Origin of the sequence: Serratia sp. Ser99, from assembly GCF_024519545.1 — a bacterium.
In the GTDB taxonomy this organism is placed as follows: Bacteria; Pseudomonadota; Gammaproteobacteria; order Enterobacterales; family Enterobacteriaceae; genus Serratia; species Serratia liquefaciens.
The window spans coordinates 295,957-316,813 of the sequence record NZ_JALJRT010000007.1 but is presented as its reverse complement, the minus strand read 5'-3'; the positions used below and the strand labels follow the sequence as shown (position 1 = coordinate 316,813).

The 20,857-nt window shown below is 55.2% G+C and carries 18 protein-coding genes and 1 rRNA gene; 3 read left to right on the top strand and 16 right to left on the bottom strand.

The features are described from left to right. Positions 1 to 46 precede the first annotated feature (46 nt). The 6 genes from NR114_RS16260 to NR114_RS16235 all read right to left on the bottom strand — a co-directional run bounded on the left by NR114_RS16260 (position 47) and on the right by NR114_RS16235 (position 7,329). Positions 47 to 1,589 (bottom strand): 16S ribosomal RNA (locus NR114_RS16260). A gap of 437 nt (positions 1,590 to 2,026) precedes the next feature. Then, positions 2,027 to 2,560, bottom strand: coding sequence for a menaquinone-dependent protoporphyrinogen IX dehydrogenase (gene hemG / locus NR114_RS16255; protein ID WP_020824857.1), 534 nt, complete (start codon positions 2,558 to 2,560; stop codon positions 2,027 to 2,029). A gap of 22 nt (positions 2,561 to 2,582) precedes the next feature. Then, the gene (gene trkH, locus NR114_RS16250) at positions 2,583 to 4,034 is read right to left on the bottom strand and encodes a Trk system potassium transporter TrkH (RefSeq protein ID WP_020824856.1); all 1,452 of its coding nucleotides are present in this window, start codon (positions 4,032 to 4,034) and stop codon (positions 2,583 to 2,585) included. A gap of 35 nt (positions 4,035 to 4,069) precedes the next feature. Next, complete coding sequence (locus NR114_RS16245; RefSeq protein ID WP_046374702.1) at positions 4,070 to 4,684, bottom strand: IMPACT family protein; 615 nt, start codon at positions 4,682 to 4,684, stop codon at positions 4,070 to 4,072. After that, on the bottom strand, positions 4,684 to 6,015 hold the full coding sequence (gene pepQ, locus NR114_RS16240) for a Xaa-Pro dipeptidase (RefSeq protein WP_234530966.1): 1,332 nt from the start codon (positions 6,013 to 6,015) through the stop codon (positions 4,684 to 4,686). The genes NR114_RS16245 and pepQ overlap by 1 nt, the downstream gene beginning before the upstream one ends. A gap of 117 nt (positions 6,016 to 6,132) precedes the next feature. Continuing rightward, on the bottom strand, positions 6,133 to 7,329 hold the full coding sequence (locus tag NR114_RS16235) for an MFS transporter (RefSeq protein WP_234530965.1): 1,197 nt from the start codon (positions 7,327 to 7,329) through the stop codon (positions 6,133 to 6,135). Positions 7,330 to 7,562: 233 nt separating this feature from the next. Between NR114_RS16235 and fadB the strand changes: the two genes are divergently transcribed. Together fadB and fadA are read left to right on the top strand one after the other, a co-directional pair. Beyond that, entirely contained in the window at positions 7,563 to 9,752 is a 2,190-nt protein-coding gene (gene fadB / locus NR114_RS16230; protein ID WP_129982543.1) for a fatty acid oxidation complex subunit alpha FadB, read from the top strand. Positions 9,753 to 9,762: 10 nt separating this feature from the next. Continuing rightward, the gene (gene fadA / locus NR114_RS16225; protein WP_020824851.1) at positions 9,763 to 10,926 is read left to right on the top strand and encodes an acetyl-CoA C-acyltransferase FadA; all 1,164 of its coding nucleotides are present in this window, start codon (positions 9,763 to 9,765) and stop codon (positions 10,924 to 10,926) included. Between the two features lie 168 nt (positions 10,927 to 11,094). On the opposite strand, the gene fre is transcribed toward fadA, so the two are convergent. The 3 genes from fre to pepE all read right to left on the bottom strand — a co-directional run bounded on the left by fre (position 11,095) and on the right by pepE (position 14,280). After that, positions 11,095 to 11,796 (bottom strand): NAD(P)H-flavin reductase, encoded by a 702-nt coding sequence (gene fre, locus NR114_RS16220; RefSeq protein WP_020824850.1) that lies wholly within the window; start codon positions 11,794 to 11,796, stop codon positions 11,095 to 11,097. Positions 11,797 to 11,970: 174 nt separating this feature from the next. Then, a complete protein-coding gene (gene ubiD, locus NR114_RS16215; RefSeq protein WP_020824849.1) occupies positions 11,971 to 13,491 on the bottom strand; it encodes a 4-hydroxy-3-polyprenylbenzoate decarboxylase in 1,521 nt (506 codons plus the stop codon). Between the two features lie 63 nt (positions 13,492 to 13,554). Continuing rightward, on the bottom strand, positions 13,555 to 14,280 hold the full coding sequence (gene pepE / locus NR114_RS16210) for a dipeptidase PepE (RefSeq protein ID WP_234530483.1): 726 nt from the start codon (positions 14,278 to 14,280) through the stop codon (positions 13,555 to 13,557). A 244-nt stretch (positions 14,281 to 14,524) separates the two neighbouring features. Between pepE and rfaH the strand changes: the two genes are divergently transcribed. Further along, entirely contained in the window at positions 14,525 to 15,013 is a 489-nt protein-coding gene (rfaH, locus tag NR114_RS16205) for a transcription/translation regulatory transformer protein RfaH (RefSeq protein WP_020824847.1), read from the top strand. Positions 15,014 to 15,058: 45 nt separating this feature from the next. Here rfaH and hemB read toward each other — a convergent pair whose 3' ends face one another. From hemB to NR114_RS16170, 7 genes are all read right to left on the bottom strand, one after another. Beyond that, entirely contained in the window at positions 15,059 to 16,081 is a 1,023-nt protein-coding gene (gene hemB, locus NR114_RS16200; RefSeq protein WP_020824846.1) for a porphobilinogen synthase, read from the bottom strand. Between the two features lie 14 nt (positions 16,082 to 16,095). Then, positions 16,096 to 16,878 carry a 3'-5' ssDNA/RNA exonuclease TatD gene (tatD, locus tag NR114_RS16195; protein ID WP_234530485.1) on the bottom strand — a complete coding sequence of 261 codons (783 nt, stop codon included), beginning with the start codon at positions 16,876 to 16,878 and terminating at the stop codon, positions 16,096 to 16,098. A gap of 51 nt (positions 16,879 to 16,929) precedes the next feature. Then, complete coding sequence (gene tatC, locus NR114_RS16190) at positions 16,930 to 17,700, bottom strand: Sec-independent protein translocase subunit TatC (RefSeq protein ID WP_012004722.1); 771 nt, start codon at positions 17,698 to 17,700, stop codon at positions 16,930 to 16,932. Between the two features lie 3 nt (positions 17,701 to 17,703). Then, positions 17,704 to 18,270: a Sec-independent protein translocase protein TatB gene (tatB, locus tag NR114_RS16185; protein ID WP_046374709.1), complete on the bottom strand. Its 567-nt coding sequence runs from the start codon at positions 18,268 to 18,270 to the stop codon at positions 17,704 to 17,706. A 3-nt stretch (positions 18,271 to 18,273) separates the two neighbouring features. Next, positions 18,274 to 18,537 carry a Sec-independent protein translocase subunit TatA gene (tatA, locus tag NR114_RS16180; protein WP_020824842.1) on the bottom strand — a complete coding sequence of 88 codons (264 nt, stop codon included), beginning with the start codon at positions 18,535 to 18,537 and terminating at the stop codon, positions 18,274 to 18,276. Positions 18,538 to 18,617: 80 nt separating this feature from the next. Next, positions 18,618 to 20,249, bottom strand: coding sequence for a ubiquinone biosynthesis regulatory protein kinase UbiB (gene ubiB, locus NR114_RS16175; RefSeq protein WP_234530487.1), 1,632 nt, complete (start codon positions 20,247 to 20,249; stop codon positions 18,618 to 18,620). Then, on the bottom strand, positions 20,246 to 20,854 hold the full coding sequence (locus NR114_RS16170) for an SCP2 domain-containing protein (protein WP_142816106.1): 609 nt from the start codon (positions 20,852 to 20,854) through the stop codon (positions 20,246 to 20,248). Before NR114_RS16170 ends, ubiB begins: the two co-directional genes overlap by 4 nt. Positions 20,855 to 20,857 lie beyond the last annotated feature (3 nt).

The following is a 20,857-nucleotide window of genomic DNA, read 5'->3' as shown; positions in this document are numbered from 1 at the left end:
ATCAGACAATCTGTGTGAGCACTTCACGCGAATCAATATCATTAGGTAAGGAGGTGATCCAACCGCAGGTTCCCCTACGGTTACCTTGTTACGACTTCACCCCAGTCATGAATCACAAAGTGGTAAGCGCCCTCCCGAAGGTTAAGCTACCTACTTCTTTTGCAACCCACTCCCATGGTGTGACGGGCGGTGTGTACAAGGCCCGGGAACGTATTCACCGTAGCATTCTGATCTACGATTACTAGCGATTCCGACTTCACGGAGTCGAGTTGCAGACTCCGATCCGGACTACGACGTACTTTATGAGGTCCGCTTGCTCTCGCGAGTTCGCTTCTCTTTGTATACGCCATTGTAGCACGTGTGTAGCCCTACTCGTAAGGGCCATGATGACTTGACGTCATCCCCACCTTCCTCCGGTTTATCACCGGCAGTCTCCTTTGAGTTCCCACCATTACGTGCTGGCAACAAAGGATAAGGGTTGCGCTCGTTGCGGGACTTAACCCAACATTTCACAACACGAGCTGACGACAGCCATGCAGCACCTGTCTCAGAGTTCCCGAAGGCACTAAGCTATCTCTAGCGAATTCTCTGGATGTCAAGAGTAGGTAAGGTTCTTCGCGTTGCATCGAATTAAACCACATGCTCCACCGCTTGTGCGGGCCCCCGTCAATTCATTTGAGTTTTAACCTTGCGGCCGTACTCCCCAGGCGGTCGACTTAACGCGTTAGCTCCGGAAGCCACGCCTCAAGGGCACAACCTCCAAGTCGACATCGTTTACAGCGTGGACTACCAGGGTATCTAATCCTGTTTGCTCCCCACGCTTTCGCACCTGAGCGTCAGTCTTTGTCCAGGGGGCCGCCTTCGCCACCGGTATTCCTCCAGATCTCTACGCATTTCACCGCTACACCTGGAATTCTACCCCCCTCTACAAGACTCTAGCTTGCCAGTTTCAAATGCAGTTCCCACGTTAAGCGCGGGGATTTCACATCTGACTTAACAAACCGCCTGCGTGCGCTTTACGCCCAGTAATTCCGATTAACGCTTGCACCCTCCGTATTACCGCGGCTGCTGGCACGGAGTTAGCCGGTGCTTCTTCTGCGAGTAACGTCAATGCAATGTGCTATTAACACACTACCCTTCCTCCTCGCTGAAAGTGCTTTACAACCCGAAGGCCTTCTTCACACACGCGGCATGGCTGCATCAGGCTTGCGCCCATTGTGCAATATTCCCCACTGCTGCCTCCCGTAGGAGTCTGGACCGTGTCTCAGTTCCAGTGTGGCTGGTCATCCTCTCAGACCAGCTAGGGATCGTCGCCTAGGTGAGCCATTACCCCACCTACTAGCTAATCCCATCTGGGCACATCTGATGGCATGAGGCCCGAAGGTCCCCCACTTTGGTCCGAAGACGTTATGCGGTATTAGCTACCGTTTCCAGTAGTTATCCCCCTCCATCAGGCAGTTTCCCAGACATTACTCACCCGTCCGCCGCTCGTCACCCAGAGAGCAAGCTCTCCTGTGCTACCGCTCGACTTGCATGTGTTAGGCCTGCCGCCAGCGTTCAATCTGAGCCATGATCAAACTCTTCAATTAAAAGCTTGATTTGCTTCAACTCGTGAAGCGATGCTCGAAAATTAACTTTCGTAATAATTCAACTAAATGAATTACTGCTTGGTCACTCTTCAAGACTTGATATTTTTTTGAACCCGAAGGTTCTGGATATCGTCTTGTGGAGTGCCCACACAGATTGTCTGATAAATTGTTAAAGAGCAGTGAGTTAGGTTGCTAACTCGAGGTGGCGTATATTACGCTTTTCACCTGAAGAGTCAAGCTTTTTTCTTATTAAGAAACGGTGTTTTCACCGGCTTGAATCTTTCTGGCTGGGCGACTGGTTCTCGTTAGAGGAGTCGTTGTTCCCGGTCAGTGGAGGCGCATTATAGGGAGTTCTCAGAAGGCCGCAACCCCTAAATGCAAAAAACTTTTCAAGCGCGGTATTTTTCGACAAAACGCTGAACAAGCCAGCGTTTTCGTCACTTTTCATACTGAATATGGCCAAACTCCTGGGCAAAACGTTCCACTTGCTGCCAATCGGTGTATTCCACTTCTTTACTGCTGTCTGTTTCGCCACCGGTCATACGCATAATAAGTTGAATCATTACGCGATCGAGCCAGCGATAACGTGGATAACGCAGTGCGCCGGCAAACACGGCGCACTGTTTTGGCTGCCAAGGCGACGCCAGCAGGAACTTGCGGGTATAAGCATTGGTCTGCGGGGAACGTTTGTCCGCTTTACGGGCGGTCAGGTTGACGCTAAAGAATGCGCTCGGCATCCGGTTCAATTGTTCAGCGTGGCGTTTGACGAACTTTCCCAATGTCGGATGGAAATGACCATAACGCACCGATGCGCCAATCAATACCTGCTGATACTGCGTGAGGTCAATATTATCCGCCTGCAGCAAATCGATCACATCGCAGCGCAGCGTATCCTGCAGTTTGTTTGCTATATAAGAGGCGATAGAACGTGTTTGCCCATCACGGCTAGAATAAAGAATCAGTGCCTTCACGGCGTTACTCCTTTTATCAAGGTCATTCGCGCCAGAACGTCGGCGTAAACAGAACCAGCAGTGTAAAGACCTCAAGACGACCGAACAGCATCGTCAGAACCAGGATCCACTTTGCCGGTGCAGGCATGGTAGTAAAGTTATCCGCCACCACCCCCAACCCCGGCCCCAGGTTGTTCAGCGTCGCCGTCACAGCAGCGAAGGCAGAGAAATCATCCACACCGGTTGCGATAATGGCCAGCATGCTGACGATAAAGACCAACGCATAAGCCGAGAAGAATCCCCATACCGCCTCCAGGATCCGTTCCGGCAGTGCGCGGTTACCCAATTTTATCGTGTAAACCGCGTTAGGGTGCACCAGCCTTTTTAGCTCACGCGAGCCCTGCAAATAGAGCAACAGAATACGGATCACTTTCAGGCCGCCCCCCGTCGAACCGGCACAGCCACCGATAAAGGCAGAGCAAAGCAGCAACATCGGCAAGAATAACGGCCATTTGGAAATGCTGTCGGTAGTAAAGCCCGCCGTCGTCGCCATCGACACCACCTGGAAGAATGCCTGATTGAGCGTTTCCATACCGGTTTTGTAAACACCATGCCCCCAGAGTACGCCAGTGCAGACCACCACCAGCGTCAACTGGACGGCGATAAACATGCGAAACTCAGGATCACGCCAGTACACTTTCAGGCTGCGCCCGCTCAACAAGGCAAAGTGCAGGCCGTAGTTACAACCGGAGATCAGCAGGAAAATAGCAATAATGGTGTTGATGGTGGGACTGGCGTAGTAACCGATGCTGGCATCGTGGGTAGAGAAGCCGCCAATGGCGATGGTCGAGAAGCTGTGTCCTATGGCGTCGAACATCGACATGCCTGCCCCCCAGAGCGCCAACGCGCAGGCAATGGTCAGCAGAACATAAATCAGCCACAGGGTTTTAGCCGTTTCGGCAATGCGCGGACGCATTTTGTTATCTTTCAGTGGACCCGGCATTTCTGCCCGGTACAACTGCATCCCCCCGACACCGAGGATCGGCAGTATCGCTACGGCCAACACAATGATCCCCATCCCGCCCATCCATTGCAGCATCTGCCGATAGAACAAGATGGCTTTGGGTAACGAGTCCAACCCCACCAAGGTTGTCGCCCCCGTGGTGGTCAAACCGGAAAACGACTCGAAGAAGGCATCGGTCAGCGACAGGTTAGGCCGCTCCGAAAATAAAAACGGCAATGCCCCGACGCTGCCCAGCACCGTCCAGAACAGCACCACGATCAAAAAGCCTTCCCGCGGCTTCAACTCGTGCTTTTGTTTACGGTTAGGCCACCACAGCATCAGGCCAATGGTCACCGCCACAAAGAAGGTCTGGCTGAACGCCCGCCCTGCCCCATCGCGGTATATCAATGCCACCAGACCAGGAATAAACATCGTCCCGGAGAACAGGATGACCAACAAACCCACGATACGGGTAATAGCGCGAAAATGCATTTCAGCACGATCCTTAGCAATTCAGTTGGGGGGAATTATTGCGAAATGGGGGTTAATTGCAAATTACCGCGACTGAGATCACGTAATTTATTCCCGAACGCCTCAACGCCGGTGACCGGTAAAGCCAGATGCAGCACGACGGAGGCACCATATTCCCCCTGTACAATCCGCCCTTCTGTTTGCTGCAACAGATTCTCTACCAGTGCCAACTGAGCATAGTCGCATTGCAAAGTATATTCGGCCTGCGGGATCTTGTAGCTTACGGCCAACTGTTTTAATGCCTGCTGCACCCCGCTGCCGTAGGCTCTTACCAAACCGCCGGTGCCCAACTTGATACCGCCGTAGTAACGTACCACTACGGCGGTGATTTCGCCTATGCCACTACCCATAAGCTGCGCAAGGATAGGTTTACCCGCCGTGCCGGAGGGCTCCCCGTCATCTGAGAAGCCTAATTGCTGAGAATCGGTCGGCGGCCCGGCGACAAATGCCCAGCAATGGTGCCGCGCTGCCGGGTGCTCATCACGTACCTGCTGAATAAACGCCTTGGCCGCATCAACCCCGCTGGTCGGCGCCAGCAGGGTGATAAAACGGCTCTTCTTGATTTCCTCGCTGACGCTAATGGGGCCTGCGGGGATCGGATAAGGCTGCATCAGGCCAGGTTCAGGTCGCGCGTCATGTTCTCAATGCGCTTTTCATGGATCACGATATTGTCTTCAATACGGATACCACCATAAGGTTTTAGCGCATCGATACGATCCCAGGCAAAGTGTTGGCTGAATTCGCCGCTGCGCCACGGTGCCAGCAGGGATTCAATAAAGTAGAGGCCAGGTTCAATGGTCAACACCATGCCAGGTTGTAATACGCGGGTGCAGCGCAGGTATGGATATTTCGATGGCGCCGCCAGGTGGGTACCTTGTTCATCCTGCATAAAACCGGCTGAGTCGTGTACCTGCAGGCCCAGAGGGTGGCCCAAACCGTGCGGCAGGAATGGCGTGGTAAGCCCTTGTTCCACCATGGCTTCTTCGCTGATACCGCTCACCAGTTTGTGGCTTTTAAGCAATTTGGCGATGCGCTGGTGCATCTGCACATGGTAATCGGTGTAACGCACACCGGCTTTGATGGTTTCCATCAGCGCCAACTGCTCGTTATTAAGATCTTTAACCAACTGGGCGAAATCGCTGCCGCTCTGGCCAGCATAAGTACGAGTCAGGTCGGCCGCATAGCCGTTATATTCCGCACCAGCATCGATCAAGAAGCTCAGCATTTCAGCCGGCGGTTGGTGATCCAGCGTGGTGTAATGCAGTACCGACGCATGCTCATTCAGCGCAACGATATTGTCGTAAGGCACATCGGTATCGCGATGGCCTGTCGCCGTGAGATAAGCCAGGTTGATATCAAACTCACTCATGCCTGACAGGAAAGCTTCGTGGGCAGCACGATGCCCCATAACCGCGGTCTTCTGCGCTTCACGCATGCAGGCCAGCTCGTAGCCGGTTTTGATTGAGCGATGGAAGTCGAAGTAGTTCAGCACCGCTTTAGGGTTAACGTTCTCTGCCGAAATACCGAGATCGCGAGCGCGCTGTTGCGCATAACCGATATAGCCCACGCGCTCACGCTGGGCTGGCAGCTGCTGAGCGATATCGTCAGCATTGGCCAGCGGTATCAGTTCAACAGATTTGGTCCAGAAACTGTCCGGCAGCGGCTCAACGCTATGCCAGTAATCGACCGGCGAATAGAACCACAGCTTCGGTTTGTTAACGCCGTCCACCCACAGCCAGCAGTTTGGAACCAAAGTCACCGGTACCCAGGCTTTAAAATGCGCATTCACTTTGAACGGATAACTGCGGTCGTCCTGGAATATCCGCTGCAGTTCCCCTGAGTGAATCAGCAACGCGTCCAGTTTGTTGCGCGTTAACACTTCACGCGCCCGTTTTTGCAGTTCTGTCAGGTGGTCGTTATACAAAGAAGCCAGTGTTTCCATCACAATACCCTTTTACATACCATTAGAACGGAATGCCTCATCTTAGCACACCGTTCCTGCGTACCAACCTCATCGCCTCTGGCATGCGGGGCGCTTCGCAAATCACTGTAAATGTCGTTACATCCGCAGCTTAACAATTAACCAGGCGATAAAACCTGACGAGGCGATCGCGGCGGCCCACAGACCGTGATGCTCAAGCAAAACGGCACCGGCCGCAGCGATACCCGCCAGGCACTGCTGCAGAAACCCACACAACGCCATGGCATAGGCACCCTGCTCTTTGGCATCGCTGACGGCCATCGCCATACTGTTAGGGAACAATACCGCCTGGCCAAAAATCGTCAGGCAGTACAGCACAATGAATAACGCCATGCCGGAAAGCCCCACCAGCACACCGCTCCACCACAGCAGCATGATCGCGACGGTCGTCATAGCGACAATACTCACTCCTACCTGCATTAGCCGTTTGCCGCCGAAACGCGCCACCGTCCGATTCACCGCCATCGCCCCGGTAAAGTAAGCTACGCCGATCACCAATCCTAGTGCCCCAAAGGCCGTCACGTTCAGACCAAACCCCTGCTGCATAATAAACGGGCTCACCTCTTGCAGGGTTACCGTAGTAGCGAACCCTAATCCACCGACGCATGCCGGCCAGAAAAATCCCGGTCGACGCAAAATGCGCCAATAGGCCGTGGCCATCGGCGGACGAGGCCGCGCCCCCCTGCCAGCTTCCAACGGCAGCGTCTGCATAAGCAGCAGGATCGCCAGCCCGGTCAGCCCCATCAGTACAAAGCCCATTTGCCAGTGCGAATATTGGCTCAGCAACCCACCGATAAACTGCCCACCGCCCAACGCGGCGATAAAGGCAATCGACAATACCGAAAGGCGTCGTGCCAGCTCGTCGCCGCTCCAGTTATCGCGAACAATAATGCGTGCGATGATCGCTGCGCCCCCGGCGGCAATGCCCTGCAGTGCCCTCAGCACCAATAATTGGGTGCCATTGCTGCAAAACGCCAGCAGCGCGCTGCAACTGATAAACAACGCCAACGACAACGTCAGCGGCAGGCGCCGCCCAAAGCGATCGGCTGCCGCGCCCCAGAACAGCACCGGTAGCGCGGCGCCAATGACGAATATTGATATCGATAGCTCGGTGGCGCGGCGCGTCATCGACAATTCCTGCATCACCGTCGGCAACGAAGGCAGATACACCGTTGTTGCCATCTGCGCCATGAAGACCAGCAAGCAGGCCAGCGTCATGGTTCTGGCGGGAAGACTCCAAAACCCACTCTGTTTTGCACATACCGCTTTACTCATTTCGCACCTCTGGGTATTTAGCGCTTCGCTCCGGCAAGTGTATGAGGGGTTTCCCACACCAGCAAATCACCATAAGACATAAAATATAACTTCGTTTTAAATCAAAATATTAACCCAGAGTCATGTGATCCGCCCTGCAAAAATGCAATCTCTTATTTGCATATTGTTAACATAAAAACCACACTCCTCATCATCTGGTCATACCAGATCAAACGCTGATTCAGGAGATAGACATGCTCTACCAAGGCGAAACATTACAACTGCACTGGCTCGACAACGGCATCGCCGAGCTGGTGTTCAATGCCCCAGGTTCTGTAAACAAGCTGGATACCCGCACCGTTGCCAGCCTGGGCGAAGCGCTCACGGTTTTGGAAAAGCAGACCGAGCTGAAAGGCCTACTGCTGCGTTCCACGAAAGCCGCCTTTATTGTCGGCGCCGATATCACCGAGTTCCTTTCTTTATTTGCGGCTCCAGCAGAAAAACTGCAGGAATGGCTGGTCTTTGCCAATAGCATCTTTAACCGGTTGGAAGATCTGCCGGTACCGACCATTTCGGCCATTAACGGCTATGCGCTCGGCGGCGGTTGCGAATGCATTTTGGCTACAGACTTCCGCGTCGCTTCACCGGATGCACGCATTGGCCTGCCGGAAACCAAACTGGGCATCATGCCTGGTTTCGGCGGTTCCGTACGTTTACCACGCCTGTTGGGTAACGACAGCGCACTGGAGATCATCGCCGCCGGTAAAGACGTCAGCGCCAAAGACGCACTGAAGGTTGGCCTGGTAGATGCAGTGGTTGCCCCGGAAAAATTGGTCGATGCCGCGCTGAAAATGCTGCAACAGGCGATCGACGGCAAACTGGATTGGCGCGCTTATCGTCAGCCAAAGCTCGAGCCATTGAAGCTTAGCCCAATCGAAGCCGCCATGAGTTTCACCACCGCCAAAGGCATGGTGATGCAAACCGCGGGCAAACATTACCCGGCACCGATGACCGCGGTCAAAACCATTGAGGCCGCTGCCAAGCTGGGTCGCGATGAAGCGTTGAAATTGGAAACCGCCAGCTTTGTGCCATTGGCCCGATCCAAAGAGGCGCGCGCCCTGGTCGGCATTTTCCTCAACGATCAGTTTGTGAAAAGCCAGGCGAAGAAGCGGGCGTTGAATGCTGAAGCACCGAAGCAAGCTGCTGTGTTGGGGGCCGGTATCATGGGTGGCGGCATCGCCTACCAGTCCGCGCTGAAAGGCGTGCCGGTGATCATGAAAGACATCAGCGACAAATCCCTGACGCTCGGCATGAATGAAGCCGCCAAGCTGCTGAACAAGCAACTGGAGCGCGGCAAGTTGGATGGCATGAAGATGGCCCAGGTGCTGTCGACCATTCAGCCAACGCTGGACTATGCCGGTATCGAGCGCGCACAGGTCATCGTCGAAGCCGTGGTCGAGAATCCTAAGATCAAGGCGGCAGTGCTGTCCGAAGTGGAAGGCCTGATTGGCGAGGATACCGTCCTGGCCTCCAATACGTCGACCATTCCGATTAATCACCTGGCGAAATCGCTGAAACGTCCGCAGAATTTCTGCGGCATGCATTTCTTTAACCCGGTACACCGTATGCCGCTGGTAGAAATCATCCGCGGCGAGCAGACCAGCGACAGCACTATTGCTGCGGTGGTGGCCTACGCCAGTCGCATGGGTAAAACGCCGATTGTGGTGAATGACTGCCCGGGGTTCTTCGTCAACCGCGTGCTGTTCCCGTATTTCGCCGGTTTTAGCCTGCTGCTGCGCGACGGCGCGGATTTCCGTCAGATCGACAAAGTGATGGAAAAACAGTTTGGCTGGCCAATGGGCCCGGCTTATCTGCTCGACGTGGTGGGGATTGATACCGCGCACCATGCCCAGGCAGTGATGGCTTCCGGTTTCCCTGAGCGTATGGGCAAAGATTACCGTGACGCTATCGACGTGATGTTCGATAACCAGCGTTTCGGTCAGAAAAATCAGTTGGGCTTCTATCGCTACAGCCAGGACAACAAAGGCAAGCCGCGTAAAGACAACGATGAGCAAACCGATGCCCTGTTGGCGACCGTCAGCCAGCCACGTCAAACCGTCAGTGACGAAGAAATCATTGCCCGCATGATGATCCCGATGATCAATGAAGTGGTGCGTTGTCTGGAAGAAAACATCATCGCCAGCCCGGCCGAGGCCGATATGGCACTGGTCTACGGCATCGGTTTCCCGCCGTTCCACGGAGGGGTATTCCGCTACCTGGATACGCTTGGCACCACCCATTACGTCGAACTGGCTCAGCGTTACGCGCATCTTGGCGCTCTGTATCAGGTGCCTGCCGGCCTGCGCGCCAAAGCCGAACGTAATGAAAGCTACTACCCGGTGGCAGCGCCGCTGTCCGATGTCTCCACTGGCCAACCGGCATGAGGTCATAAAGATGGAAAACGTAGTTATTGTTGATGCCGTACGCACGCCGATGGGCCGCTCCAAGGGCGGAGCCTTCCGCCAGGTACGAGCCGAAGATCTTTCCGCTCACCTGATGCGTGCCGTACTGAGCCGCAATTCGGCGTTGGACGCAGCCGAAATTGACGACATTTACTGGGGTTGTGTGCAACAGACGCTGGAGCAGGGCTTTAACATCGCCCGTAACGCTTCGCTGCTGGCAGAGATCCCGCATAGCGTACCGGCCGTAACCGTCAACCGGTTATGCGGCTCCTCCATGCAGGCGCTGCACGATGCAGCGCGCGCCATTATGGTCGGCGACGCGCACGTCAGCCTGATTGGCGGCGTCGAACATATGGGCCACGTGCCGATGAACCACGGCGTGGATTTCCACCCGGGGCTCAGCCGCAGCGTGGCAAAAGCCGCCGGCATGATGGGCCTGACCGCCGAGATGCTGGCCAAGATACACAATATCAGCCGTCAGATGCAGGACGAGTTCGCCGCGCGTTCGCACCAACGTGCGCATGCCGCCACCCTGGCCGGCTACTTCAAGAATGAAATTATTCCCACCACCGGCCACGACGCCGACGGTGTGCTGACCCGTTATGACTTCGACGAAGTGATCCGCCCGGAAACCACCGTTGAAAGCCTTGCGGCACTGCGCCCGGCATTCGATCCGGTCAACGGCACTGTGACCGCCGGCACCTCTTCGGCCTTGTCCGACGGGGCATCCGCCATGCTGCTGATGAGTGAATCTCGTGCCAAAGCGCTCGGTCTGAAAGCCCGTGCACGCATTCGCTCAATGGCGGTCGTCGGCTGCGATCCGTCCATTATGGGCTACGGCCCGGTGCCTGCCAGCAAGCTGGCGTTGAAGCGCGCCGGACTGACCGTGCAGGACATCGACCTGTTCGAACTGAACGAAGCCTTTGCTGCACAGTCATTGCCATGCATCAAGGATCTGGGCCTATTGGACAGCATCGATGACAAGATCAACCTGAACGGCGGCGCCATTGCGCTGGGTCACCCGCTGGGTTGCTCGGGCTCCCGCATCTCTACCACCCTGCTGAACAACATGGAACGCCGCGATGTGCAGTTCGGTCTGGCGACCATGTGTATTGGCCTGGGCCAGGGGATTGCCACCGTCTTTGAACGCGTTTAGCTGTGTCTATTTGGCCTGACTGCGTCACACTTTAAACCGCAGCACGCCAACAAGTTTAGTTGCCGTACTTCCCGCCTGTCAGGGGCGGGTTTTTTTATGCCTGAAATCCGCAGACGGCCAATAAAAAAGGGCAGCCATTGGCCACCCCATTTTTACCCACTTCGCCGCTTAGATAAACGAGAAGGCGTCGCCAAACATGTGCGCTTCCAGCGCGCCACGTTCGGCACAGAAGCGTTCACGAGCGATTTTCGCCATCTCGAAACGACCGGCAATATAAATGTCGTGCTCCGCCAGCGTACCGAAATCCTGCAATACCGCACTGAGCACCGTGCCGCTGCGGCCACGCCACTCTTCTTCCGGCTGTTCAACCACCGGAATGACTTTCAGGTTCGGATGCTGTACTGACAGCGCTTCCAGCTCGCTCAAATCATACAGGTGCTTGAGCTCGCGCCCGCCCCAATAGATAGAGATATCGCGGTCAGGCTGCTGCTCGAGTGCGGCCAACAGAATCGAGCGCGCATATGAGAAGCCGGTGCCGCCGGCGATCAACACTAGTGGACGGCTGCCCTCTTCACGCAGCCAGGCGTCACCGTGCGGAATATCAACGGTAATCGCCTGCTCTTTCAGAATGCGATCCATCACTGCCATGGCGTACAGATTCAGTTCCGAAGCACCGATATGCAGTTCAATATAATCCTGCTCTGTCGGGGTCGATGCCAGCGAGAACGGACGCTTGTCGCGCTCATCCATCACCACCATCAGATACTGCCCTGCCTTGAAAGAAAACGGCGCCTCTGGCACCAAACGTACCCGGTAAACCGTATCGGTAATGGCCTCTACGGAGGTCACTTTACAGCTCAATATTGTCATGCGTTCCCTCTGTCGGGTCATCAATGCAAAACTGAGAACAGAGCCTGACATACCCTTCATATTTGAAGCTGCATCTTTGTTGGCTTTTCTCGCTTACCCCAGTCACTTACTCAAGTAAGCTCTTGGGGTGCGCTGCGTTGCCGCCGCAATGCAACTCCAATTATTTTGGGTACATTATAATGTCGGTTCTCTGTCACTGAAAATTGCGAGCTCATCCCAGATGTCATCGATGCGCGCACGCACCTTTTCATCCATCTCAATCGGACGGCCCCATTCGCGCTCGGTTTCACCCGGCCATTTATTGGTGGCATCCAGCCCCATCTTCGAACCCAAACCGGAAACCGGTGAGGCGAAGTCCAGATAATCGATCGGCGTATTCTCCACCATCACGGTATCCCTTGCCGGATCCATTCTGGTGGTAATCGCCCAAATCACATCATTCCAGTCACGCGCATTGACGTCATCGTCGCAGACGATAACAAACTTGGTGTACATAAATTGACGCAGGAACGACCAGACGCCCATCATTACGCGTTTAGCATGACCAGCATACTGTTTCTTGATCGTCACCACCGCCAGACGATAAGAACAGCCTTCGGGCGGCAGATAGAAGTCGACAATTTCCGGGAACTGCTTTTGCAGAATGGGAACGAAGACTTCGTTCAGCGCCACGCCCAGCACCGCAGGCTCATCCGGCGGACGGCCGGTGTAGGTCGAGTGGTAAATGGCATCGCGACGCTGGGTGATGTGAGTGATGGTAAATACCGGGAAGTGGTCGATCTCGTTGTAGTAACCGGTGTGATCGCCATACGGGCCTTCCGGCGCCATTTCACCCGGTTCAATGTAGCCTTCCAACACGATTTCCGCGCTGGCCGGCACTTCCAAATCGCAGGAGAGGCACTTGACCACTTCGGTTTTGTTGCCGCGCAGCAGCCCGGCAAAAGCATATTCAGACAGGGTATCCGGTACCGGCGTCACCGCGCCGAGGATAGTGGCGGGATCCGCGCCTAATGCCACCGCAACCGGGAAACGCTCACCGGGATGCGCCTGACACCATTCCTGATAATCCAACGCACCGCCACGGTGGGACAGCCAACGCATGATCACTTTATTTTTGCTCAGCACCTGCTGGCGATAGATGCCCAGATTCTGGCGCTCTTTTTGCGGCCCGCGGGTTACCGTCAGCCCCCAGGTGATCAGCGGCGCAGCGTCTTCCGGCCAGCAGTGCATCACCGGGATACGGCTGAGATCAACGTCATCGCCCTGCCATACTTGTTCCTGACAAGGGGCTGAACCCAACACCTTGGTCGGCATGTTCAACACTTGTTTGAACTTCGGCAGTTTGTCGAACAGATCGCGAAAGCCCTTCGGCGGCTCTGGCTCTTTCAGGAACGCCAGCAACTTGCCGACCTCGCGCAACGAGCTGACATCTTCCTGGCCCATGCCCATCGCAACGCGGTTGGCGGTACCGAACAGATTGCACAACACCGGCATATCGTACCCTTTAGGGTTTTCGAACAGCAGTGCCGGGCCGCCCGCACGTAAAGTACGATCGGCAATTTCTGTCATTTCCAGATAGGGATCAATCGGCTGGCTGATGCGTTTTAGTTCCCCTCTCTTTTCCAGCAACGAGAGGAAATCGCGTAAGTCACGGTATTTCATGCTGATCATTATAACGGCCAGTGAGGAGGGCATTATAAGCCCTCTTCACAGTTGTTGCTGCACTTTTGTTAAACACCGGTAAAGACATCGTCGGCGTTAGTGGCAGGTAAAGGGCACCAGCGGACGCAATGCCCGGGTATCGCGATATTCCTGAGTTTCCACACCGTGGCGGAACACCTTGAAACCTTGATCTCTGGCGCTAAAGTAACGCAGATCATTACCCTCAACGTGCAACAGGCTGCCCTCGCGCAGCGCCACCACGGATTCGCTCGGGTTAACCGCGCAGAACTCGGCCAGGCGTTCATCACGGGTTTCCCCCATGTGGCCGCTAATATGGGCGTCGATGTAATGTGGGTTAATCTGCACCGGGAACAGGCTCAGCGCTGGCAGTACGACGCTGTTACGCACCGGCATGTCATTGGTGGTGCGAATACTTGGTGTGGCAACGTTACACCCGGCGCTCCACCCCACGTAGGGCACGCTACGTTCACGAACCGCCCGTTGAATCGGGACGATTAGCCCGTTTTCATGCAGCATCTGGTTCAGCATCCAGGTATTGCCGCCGCTGACCAAAATGCATTCTGCCTGTTCAATCGCCGCCACGGGAGAGTCGGCGTGGTGAATACTGGTGACCTTGATGCCGAGAATTTTCGCCAGTTCCTGTGCACGCTGATCGTAATCGCTGCGGATCATGGCATAGGGGATAAATACGGCGGACGTAATGCCACGGCGCGCGATCATCGCCAGCAAGTGGCTCTTGGCATAACCCAGCAGCTCATCCTCACCGGACAGCTTGCCGTTGCTCAACAAAAATAACTCCATTTTTCCCCCTCAATCGAAAACGATGAATAACGTCACACCCGACGAAAGCAGCACAAGGCATACTCCGACGGTAACAAATTTTTAGCCCTCTGTTATACCCAAGCCGTGCGAATAAGTGTGTGACCCCTCGCTAATTGCCAACGATTCATGCAGATAGCAACCGTTACATGCTGAAACTTGCATCACTATGTATCCGTAATGGCTTTTGATATGCTTACCGGCTGACAGAAAGGCATGTGAAATTATGGAATCTTGGTACCTACTGTATTGCAAGCGCGGCCAACTTTTACGGGCGCAGGACCATTTGGAACGGCAGGAAGTGAACTGCCTGAGTCCGATCATAACGCTGGAAAAGATCGTACGCGGTAAACGCATTGCGGTCAGCGAACCCCTGTTTCCGAACTACCTGTTTGTGAAGTTCGATCCGGAGCGCATCCACACCACAACCATCAGTGCAACTCGTGGTGTCAGCCACTTTGTACGCTTTGGTTCAACGCCGACCACTATCCCGCAGAAAGTCATCGAAGAGCTGCAGACGCATACCGGTGAAACCTACGTCGATCCGGAAACGCCACAGCCGGGTGATAGCGTGTTAATCGTCGATGGCGTGTTCGAAGGGCTGAAGGCAATTTACACCGAGCCGGACGGCGAAGCCCGTTCGATGCTGCTGCTGAATCTGATCAACAAGCAGGTCAGCCAAAGCGTGGATAACCGGCAATTCCAAAAGCTGTAATGCAAAAAGGCGCCCAGGGCGCCTTTTACATAGATGACTTACGCCTTAGCGCTGCATCGCTTCGTCATGCATCCACTGAGCGACTCGCTTGGCGAAGTAGGTCAGTACGCCATCGGCGCCCGCACGCTTAAAGCACATCAGCGATTCCATCACCGCCGGTTGCTCCTGCAACCAACCGTTTTGAATCGCCGCCATGTGCATCGCATACTCACCGGAAACCTGATAGGCGAAAGTCGGCACGCCAAAGGTATCCTTCACCCGACGCACTACATCGAGATACGGCATACCTGGCTTCACCATCACCATATCCGCGCCTTCCTGCAGATCCTGTGCGATCTCCTGCAGCGCTTCGTCGCTGTTGGCCGGGTCCATCTGATAGGTTTTCTTGTTGCCGCCTTTCAGATTACCGCTGGAACCGAGCGCATCGCGGAACGGGCCATAGTAGCAAGACGCATATTTGGCGGAGTAAGCCATGATTTGAGTATTCACCAGGCCCTGATGTTCCAGGCGATCGCGGATCGCGCCGATACGGCCGTCCATCATGTCACTCGGTGCCACGATCTCTGCTCCGGCTTCCGCGTGAGACAGCGCCTGGCGAACCAAGATCTCTTTGGTGATGTCGTTAATGACATAACCTTGTTCGTCGATAACGCCGTCCTGACCGTGAGTGGTGTAGGGATCGAGCGCCACGTCCGTCAGAATACCCAGCTCAGGCACCGCGTCTTTCAGTGCACGCACCGTACGCTGTACCAGACCTTCCGGGTTATAAGCTTCTTCCGCATGCAGTGACTTCAGGCCAGGTTCAATCACCGGGAACAGGGAGATCACCGGCACGCCAAGCTTGGCGATGGCTTCCGCTTCTTTGATCAGCAGATCGATGCTCATGCGCGATACGCCGGGCATCGATGCCACCGCTTCCTGACGGTTACTGCCTTCCATGACAAATACCGGATAAATCAGGTCGTTAACCGTCAGTTGGTTCTCGGCCACCAGGCGGCGGCTGAAATCGTGACGGCGCACACGGCGCATACGGCGACCAGGGAAGGTACCCGGAAATGCATAGCTCATAGTTTTCTCCTAACTCATTCCAGCCGGAATAGCCGGCGGGCGTTCTCATCGGTTTTCTGCCCCAGCCATTCGGGATCTTCTTGTCGCCAGGTAGCCACCTGCCGGACGATATGAGGCAAAAAACAGGGTTCGTTGCGGCGAGATGCAGGTTTCGGATGTAAATCCCGGGGCAACAGATAGGGTGCGTCGGTTTCCAACAACAGACGTTCGGCGGGGATCTGCGGCAGCAATGCACGCAACTCCAGGCCACGTCGCTCATCACAGACCCAACCGGTAATCCCGATCGACAGGCCCAGCGACAAGCAACTTTCTAATTCTTCGGCGGTGCCGGTAAAACAGTGCACCACCGCCGCGGGCAGTTTATCCAACCACGGCGTCAACAGTGCGGCAAAACGTGCGTGCGCATCACGGCAGTGAAGAAAAACCGGCATCTCCAGCTCCGCCGCCAGCGCCAGTTGGGCGCTGAATGCCCTCTCCTGCTGCTCTGGGGTAGAAAAGTTACGGTTAAAGTCCAGCCCGCATTCACCTATCGCTACGACCTGCTGCTGCGAGGCCAACTCGCGGATCCGCTCCGCGGTCTGCTCATTCCAACTGCTGGCCTGATGGGGATGCACACCGGCGGTGGACCAGCAATAACCAGGATGCTGCTGCGCCAGTTCACAGGCAGCCTGGCTTTCCTGCAAATCAGTACCGGTAATCAATAGCCCTGTCACGCCTGCGGTTCGTGCGCGATCCAGCACCGCTGGGCCGTCTTTGGCAAACTGTGAACTGGTGAGGTTTACGCCAATATCAAACATGGTTTTCCCAATGCAAAAGCCGCCCATCGGGCGGCTCAGGAACAAACAAATTTAAGGTGCCGGGGGTTCGTCACCCTCGTCTTCTTCTTCCGGTTGCGGACGACGTTTACCGGTGTAGAAACGAGCAAAGAACACGCCCACTTCAAACAACAGATACATCGGAATGGCCAGCAGGGTTTGCGAGAACACATCCGGCGGGGTCAGAAGCATGCCGACCACGAAAGCCCCGACCAGAACGTAAGGACGTTTCTTTTTCAGATCTTCCGGTGAGGTGACGCCACTCCAGCACAGCAAAATAATGGCAACCGGCACCTCAAACGCCACGCCAAACGCCATAAACAGCGCCATGACGAAGTCGAGATAGTTATTGATGTCGGTGGCAATCATCACCCCGGCCGGCGCGGTTTTGGCAAAAAAGCCGAACGCCAGCGGGAAGACGATAAAGTAGGCAAAGGCCATGCCGAGATAAAACAGCAGACTGCTGGAGACCAGTAAAGGCATCATCAGGCGACGTTCATGCTTATACAACGCCGGCGCAATGAAGGACCAGACCTGGTACAAGATAACCGGTGCGGACACGAACACCGAGACGATCATCGTCAATTTGATCGGGGTAAAGAACGGTGAGGCCACGTCTGTGGCGATCATGCTCGCCCCGGCAGGCAACTGCTTGATCAGCGGCGCGGACACCAGTTGATAAATATCATTGGCGAAAAAAACCAGCACCAGGAAAATCGCCAGTATGCTGATAATCGAGTTTAACAACCGCTTACGCAGTTCTATCAGATGACTGATAAGGGGTTGGGTATCTTCAACAGCCATGTTTTAACGATCGCCACTAGGTTGGTGAGACGCTGGGGTTTTATCCACAACAGGTTCTGGGGTTGCCTGAACAGCCGGCTCGACCGGTTGTTTCACCGGTGCAATGACCGGCTGCGCAGCCTGCGGCGTTGCCGTTACAACCGGCTCCGGCACTGCAGCCGGAGAGGATGCTACGGCCGCGGCTTCCGCCGGCGTCACGCCGTCATGAATGGCTTCCGGGTCTGTGACCAGAGGGTTATGGATGGTGTGCGCAGGTTCGGTTTTGGTGCCACTGTCGCCCTGATAAGAGCGTTTCAGCGATTCCGCTGCGTCTTTCAGCTCATCCATTGACGCCTTCAGCTCCGGCGACAAATTCTGCATGCCGGCCTTCTCTACCTTTTTCAGGCTGTCCTGCAGTTCCTGCAGCTTCAGTTCCTGAGAAAGTTCGTTCTGCACCGAAGCCGCAAGCGAACGCAGCGCGCGGATCCAGCCCGAAACTGTTCTTACCGCTACCGGCAACCGTTCTGGCCCAAGTACCACCAGGCCAATCACCAGAACCAGCAGCAGTTCACTAAACCCAATGTCAAACACGGTTTATACCTGCTCTTTGTTCTTCGACTCTTCCGCTTTCACTTCCGGCTGCTTATCGGTAATAGGCTTGGCCGTGAAGTCAGCGTCATCCAGGCTGCTTTTCTCAGCCGTGTTGGTCGGCGGCGTGTTGTCATCGCCGATCGCCTTTTTGAAGCCCTTGATTGATGCACCGAGATCAGACCCCAGAGTACGGAGTTTTTTGGTACCAAACAGCAGCACCACGATCACTGCGATGATCAACAATTGCGTAATACTAATACCGCCCATTGCAATTACCTCTATTTTTACAGGGTTTTTTCAAAATCCGTCGCATTATACGGCAGATTTTACCAGAGTTTCGAATCAATTCAGGTGGTTCGCTTCCAGCCAATCACCCAGGATACGATGCCGGCTGCCATCAGCCATGCGGGAAACACTTCGACGTCCCCCAACAGCAAAATCGTACCGCTTACTAACAGTGTAGCGCCAACGCCGAACAAATAACGTGATTGCCCTTGGCGAACGCGCTGAGCCTGCATCTGGTTGGTGAGCTTATCAACGCTTTGTTGCAACAGCTTATGTTGCTGCAGGCTATCGTAAAATAATTCAGGCAGTTCGGGCAGTTTCTCCGCCCAAAACGGCGCTTTTTCTTTCAGTGCCCGGATCACCGCCGGAATACCGACCTGATCGCGCATCCAACTTTCCAGGAAAGGCTTGGCGGTAGTCCACAAATCCAACTGCGGATAGAGCTGGCGTCCCAGACCTTCAACATACAGCAAGGTCTTCTGCAATAACACCAGTTGGGGTTGTACTTCCATATTGAAACGGCGTGCGGTGTTGAACAGGTTTAACAAGACGTTGCCGAACGAAATTTCCGACAGCGGTTTTTCGAAAATAGGCTCGCACACGGTGCGGATAGCGAATTCGAAATCCTCCACGTTGGTGTCGCGTGGCACCCAGCCTGAATCAACATGCAACTCTGCCACCTTACGGTAGTCGCGATTGAAGAAGGCGATAAAGTTTTCCGCCAGATAGCGCTTATCATCTTTGTTCAGCGAACCGACAATACCGCAGTCAATGCCGATATAGCAGGGATCTTCAGGATGCTCATAGCTGACAAAAATATTGCCGGGATGCATGTCCGCATGGAAGAAGCTGTCGCGGAAGACCTGGGTAAAGAACACCTGCACCCCGCGTTCGGCCAACAATTTCATGTTGGTGCCCTGCTTCTCCAGCGTCGGAATATCCGAAACCGGAATGCCGTAGATCCGCTCCATCACCAGCACGCTTTCGCGGCAGTAATCGGAATAAACCTCAGGCACATACAGCATCGGGCTGCCGTCGAAATTACGCCGCAGTTGAATGGCGTTGGCCGCTTCGCGCAACAGGTTCAGTTCGTCCAGCAAGGTCTTTTCATATTCGCGCACTACTTCACGCGGGCGCAAACGGCGACCGTCTGGCATCAGTTTCGGCACCCAGGCCGCCAGGCGATACATCAGGCGAACGTCGGCCTTGATGATCGGCCCGATATCCGGCCGGATCACCTTCAGCACCACTTCCTGCCCGGTGGTTTTCAGCCGTGCGGTATGGACCTGAGCTATGGATGCCGAAGCAAGCGCCTGTTGGTCAAAATCATCGAACCAGGTTTCCAGTGGGCCGCCCATCGCCAATTCGATATGCTTGCGCGCCAGGGCGCCGTCGAAGGGGGCAACCCTGTCCTGCAGCAACGTCAGTTGATCGGCAATCTGTGGCGGGAACAGGTCACGACGGGTAGACATCATCTGACCAAACTTAATCCATACCGGCCCCAGTTCCTGCAAGGCCAGACGCAGACGCTCCCCCAGCGGCTTATCCACGTGGCGGTTTGGCATCCAAAACAGCAGACGTCGGCCAAAGCGCAACGGCAGCGTCAAACGCATCTTGGGGATCAGTTCATCCAGGCCATAACTGAGGAAAACGCGGACGATCAAATACAGGCGGCGTAGTTCGCCAGGGGTCATCGTTTACCCTCCAACTTGTCCATGCGAGCAATCAGCGCTTCAGCACTGCGAACGGTGGCGTCAACTTCCTCGTTAAACCACACCACTTCCAGCGGGCCAGGAGCCACACGCCACTCTTCCGTCAGGGTTTCGGCCACGTAATTCTGTTGACGCTGCAAGCCTTTCTTCAGCAAATTCGCGCCCTTGCCGAACGCCTGAGTGACGCCTTGTGCGGCAATATCGCCGATATAAGGCGCCAGCCATTCCGCCGGATCCCACTCAGCCAGATCAAGCAGGCCAACCAACTGCTGTACCACCTGAATATCACCTTCAACAATCAGCTCGCCACTGCGCATCAAGGGCGAAAGCTGTTGGCGGTCCCGCAGTTTCAACAGTACCGATATGCGGCTGCGCACCGTGCAGTCGGCGGTATCGTCAGACTGACCAAGCACATCGACTCGCTGCTCACTGAAGATCAGCACCAACGGCGAAGCAAGCTCCTGCAACTCTATGCGCAGCACCTTGCCAGCCAGGCGAAGACGGGCAGCCTTCATGCTGCGATCGCGGAACAGCAGGCTATTGAGCGATGTTTCCAGCACGCCGGTCAACAAAGGGGTTAGCAGCATCGG